Below are 4,351 nucleotides of genomic sequence, written 5' to 3' on the forward strand. Positions count from 1 at the left end.
TTCCTAACAAGTTTTCCTATTCATCGCAATTATCCCAATTCGCAGTACTCCTGCTCCAGAGTATGTTAAAAAACATTCCAGCACAGTTTTCTACAATATCAATAATTATTCTCATTATAGCAAACCATCTTTGTTCACTCTTGGATAATCCTTTCATAAAACAGGGAAATATGACACTGATTTTTTGTCTTTCCATGATTCACAATAGAATCTGTAATATTTCTATAAATAAATGGTATTATTCCTATATTGTCTGTAAAATTTATCTTATAATAAAAGATAATCAGACATAAAAATCAAAGGAGAAGTGTACAAGATGATTGAAATTGCAAACTTAGAAGAATGGACAAAAAAATATTTCTCAGACCCTGAAAACCAGAAAAAAGCAGAAAAAGCCTGTGAGCGTTATGACCGTCTCATGGTAAAAAATATTAAGCGCCAGTTAAGTGGTGGAGCTGAAAAAATCTTTCTCAACGAAGAACCGGCAGACGACCCTGGTAAGTGCATGGAAAAGGCAAAATATGAAGTAATCCCATTTGCAAAAGTAGATGGAAAAAAGGGAAAAATAAAAATAAATATGCTCGACCAGATTGCTGAATTCGTCCCAGAATAATCTTTATTTGTAGATTTGTTGTAGACGAAAAAAGAAAAAATGCCGCATCTGGGATAAGGCATTTTTTCTTTTTTCTGTCTAATCTAAATCCACAGCTGGTAAGAATGGGAATTCTCCAGAATGTTATGGCTTTCCATGGAATTAAAGTCTAAAAGTAACAAAGATTTAATTTTGCCAGTAAATCTGCTCTCCTTTGATAAGCGGATATTTTATCAATTCTTTTTCATTAAGATTTTCTCCAAACATATCTACTGCAGATATCTGATGATTTTCATAAGTTGTATAATAATAAATTCCCTTATTTGTATTACAGCAGGATGTGTAGAGTGTAATTTCGAACTTTCCATCGGCAACTTCACAGCAGCCTCTCTGCTGATCTACTGATCCAAGAATATGAAAAAACTGACTGACACTTTCTTTTTCAGATGTTCCAGAGAATGAATTCATTTTAGTGAAAGCTACTTTTGCAAAACGGGAAGCTGAAGATAAATCTCCTGGAAGCCCTAATGCACCCATTCCTCTACTATATGCATTAAAGTTTAGTTTATCAGAGAAACGATTTTCCGGCTGTTTTGGGGAGAGGCCTACATAATTATTTAACTGGAACATTTGCTGTTCAAATGGAGGGTTATTTGTAAGAACTCCTACTGGATTATCATAAATATGCATACCATCTTTCATACATTCTACAGTGATTGCCTCATTTTCATCGGCAATGATCCAGTGAAGCTGTGCAGATGGAAGTTGTTCACTAAAAGGGGTACCTACAAGATTGATTTTATTTAAAACTTCTCTTGTTTCTTTTACAGATGCGCACTTACTTAAAATCCATGGAATAAATTCGAACTGTGCAACATTTTCTCTGCCTTCTTCTGCTTCTTGATAGACTGCATTTCCTACAAAGTTAAGGCCTGCCATTGCAAGTCCTTTCTCATTAACTGCGTCATAATATAATGGATAATCTCCAGCTACATGTGCCATTCCAATTATTGCATAATGGGATATTACTTCTCCCATATGTCTGAAATAAAACGGATAATTTCGTGGTGTTATAGTTATCTCATCTCCATATGAGAATTCATAATCTAATGTCCTGCCAAAATAAAAATCCTGCGTTTTGTATGTTGCTGCTGTACACATAAATTTTGCTCCTCCTTCTACTGATGCCAACTCCCTACCACCTAAAAGTAGTGAATTTCTGTACTTGGCTTGTTAAAGATATTATTTATAAAATTGATAAAATTATCTTGTTTAATTATTTCTTTTCTGACCTTTTAACTTTTATTATTGTCGCTAATTTTAATTTTTATCAGGGATATTTCTATGCGCCAATTTTCATGCTATCCACCATGTTCCATCTGAGTGTTGCTGTAAAGAACCAAGCTTCTCTGATAATAAATTCCCTTTAAAGTCTCTCTCTACTACTTTTTCATAATAGTTATATTCTTCGGTTTCACAATCATTTTCATCGTCCCAGCCTTCTTCTACCCAGGCAGAAAGATATACTTTTTGGTCTGCTATCATACTTACACTTTCATTAACACCCTTGGAAAATCTAAAACTTTCCGGATAATAGCTGACAAATTCCTCATCCTCACTTACAATGTAAACATCCTCTCCAATAATACGTAGATTATAAAGATCCACATCTTCTATATTAAGTTGTGTAATCATCTCTGGGATTTGATCTGGATAATATTTGAAAAGAGTAATTTTCCCACTATTATAATCTCCCTGTAAAAACCAAAAAGATTTCTTTAAACAAATAGGAGTTCCATATAACACATTTCTTTGTTTTTGAAATGGTTCATAAACTTTACCATTATTGTAATCATAAAAAGAAATAGTTGAACCTTGATACCCACCTTTTTTTGACCATTCAATCATATCGTGACATCCTCCCCCATCTGTAGATGTGTGGGCTTCCCATCCTCGGCAAGTTTGGTTCTCGTTCGATAACACTACCGTGCTAAGCATAAGCGAGCTATCCCCGTGTGTCCCACGGTTGTATTTGTTCTCTAAGGTCATGCAATTACCAGCCGCATTCCCTCATTTCTGATATTTATCGCCGCATTTACATCTCTGTCGTGATGGGTTCCACACTGCGGACAATCCCACTCTCTTAACGCAAGATTTTTCGTTTTAACATTCTTGTAACCACAAATAGAACAGGTCTGGCTGCTTGCAAAAAATCTACCCACCTTCACAAGCTTCTTACCCTGCTCCTCCAGTTTGTATCTCAAAAATGTTGTGAACATTCCCCAGCCGTTATCCGAAACAGATTTCCCAAAATTCAGTGACCGCGACATCGCTTTCATATCCAAATCTTCTATACATACGCAATCATAAGCATTGGTTATCTGTCTTGACTGCTTATGCAGAAAGTCTTTTCGTTGATTGGAAACCTTTTCGTGAAGTTTTGCTACCTTAAGCCTCTGCTTATTGCGATTGTTTGAACCTTTCTGCATTTTGGAAAGCTTACGTTGTTCTCTCGCTAATTTTTTCTCCGCATTCCTGTAATACCCCGGATAGGCAGGCTCCTTACCGTTGCTGTCACGATATAATTCATGCATGGAAAAATCCAGACCTAAAAACTTTTGCAACTCCTTTTCCTGTACTTGGTCTTCATACTCAAAAAGGATACTTGCATAGTATTTTCCGCTTGGTGTCTGACTTACGGTTACAGATTTTAGTCTATATTCACTTGGAACAGACCTGTGCTGTTTTAAGCGGACTTGTCCAATCTTAGGTAATTTCAAATATCCATTAGATAGAGTTATGTTCCCATTGATGCAGACCGTAGAATAGCTGTTTTTATTCCGCTTTTTTGATTTGAACCTTGGGAAACCTGTTTTCGGCTGTTTGAAAAAGTTCTGAAATGCCGTATCAAGATGCCTGAGTGATTGTTGTAATGCGATACTATCTGCTTCCTTTAAAAATCTGTATTCTTCCATTTTCTTCATTGCAGCCATTTCTTTTGCACAAATGGTATATGTTACGTTGGTCTTGTTCTCCTCATACTGCCGGATCTTTCTATCAAGCCAATGATTGTATACCATTCTCACACAGCCAAAAGTCTTAGCAAACAAAATTTTCTGTTCATCATTGGGATATATTCTGAATTTATATGCTCTGTTTGCCACCATGCCACTTCCTTTTCCTCGAAAATCCACCTGCGATACTTGAACACAAGCGCAAGATGCTAGTATAGTAAGAGTACTAAATGTGCGTTATTATCTAAATTTATTGTATTTTAATTTTTATTATTTGACTAAAGATATTATACTATGATTAGAACGCTCTATCAAGTAGGTAAGAGACGCAATTCATCTCCCACCTTAGAGGTCGGAGTCTTCTTACTGTAAAAGGATAAAAATCTCGATTTGTTGAACTAAGTATACCATAAACTTTTATCCTAAGAAATGTTCTAACTGCCCTTTTGCAGGCAAAATAAAAGAACTTGAACACCTTAATTTTAAAGGTTTTCAAGCTCCTAAAGTACAGGAGATGAGAGAATCGAACCCTGTGGGAACTCCTCACAATCCCCGTAAAATAAGCATTTCTTCGATTGAGTTTTGACTACATTTGACTACCTTTTGACAACATGGGTGTGGTCCTATGTCAAGATTTAGTACAAGTTAAAATGAGGTTTTCCTCATCTTAACTTGCCATCAGCAATTCGTCTTTCTGGATTCTACGATACAGTTCTTCATAATCATTTGGAGACATATAGTCACA

Annotated in this window: 4 protein-coding genes; 1 reads left to right on the forward strand and 3 read right to left on the reverse strand. The window is 35.7% G+C overall.

Features of this window, described 5'->3' with window-relative positions:
• Positions 1-316 precede the first annotated feature (316 nt).
• The gene (locus FYJ25_RS14125) at positions 317-613 is read left to right on the forward strand and encodes a hypothetical protein (protein ID WP_096240834.1); all 297 of its coding nucleotides are present in this window, start codon (positions 317-319) and stop codon (positions 611-613) included.
• Positions 614-778: 165 nt separating this feature from the next.
• On the opposite strand, the gene bsh is transcribed toward FYJ25_RS14125, so the two are convergent.
• The 3 genes from bsh to tnpB form a co-directional block, all read right to left on the reverse strand.
• A complete protein-coding gene (gene bsh, locus FYJ25_RS14130) occupies positions 779-1,753 on the reverse strand; it encodes a choloylglycine hydrolase (protein ID WP_096240835.1) in 975 nt (324 codons plus the stop codon).
• A 195-nt stretch (positions 1,754-1,948) separates the two neighbouring features.
• Entirely contained in the window at positions 1,949-2,500 is a 552-nt protein-coding gene (locus FYJ25_RS14135; protein WP_205677401.1) for a hypothetical protein, read from the reverse strand.
• A 137-nt stretch (positions 2,501-2,637) separates the two neighbouring features.
• Entirely contained in the window at positions 2,638-3,759 is a 1,122-nt protein-coding gene (gene tnpB, locus FYJ25_RS14140) for an IS200/IS605 family element RNA-guided endonuclease TnpB (protein ID WP_154581578.1), read from the reverse strand.
• Positions 3,760-4,351: the final 592 nt, after the last annotated feature.

Origin of the sequence: Anaerobutyricum soehngenii (assembly GCF_009697165.1) — a bacterium.
Classification (GTDB): Bacteria; Bacillota; Clostridia; order Lachnospirales; family Lachnospiraceae; genus Anaerobutyricum; species Anaerobutyricum soehngenii.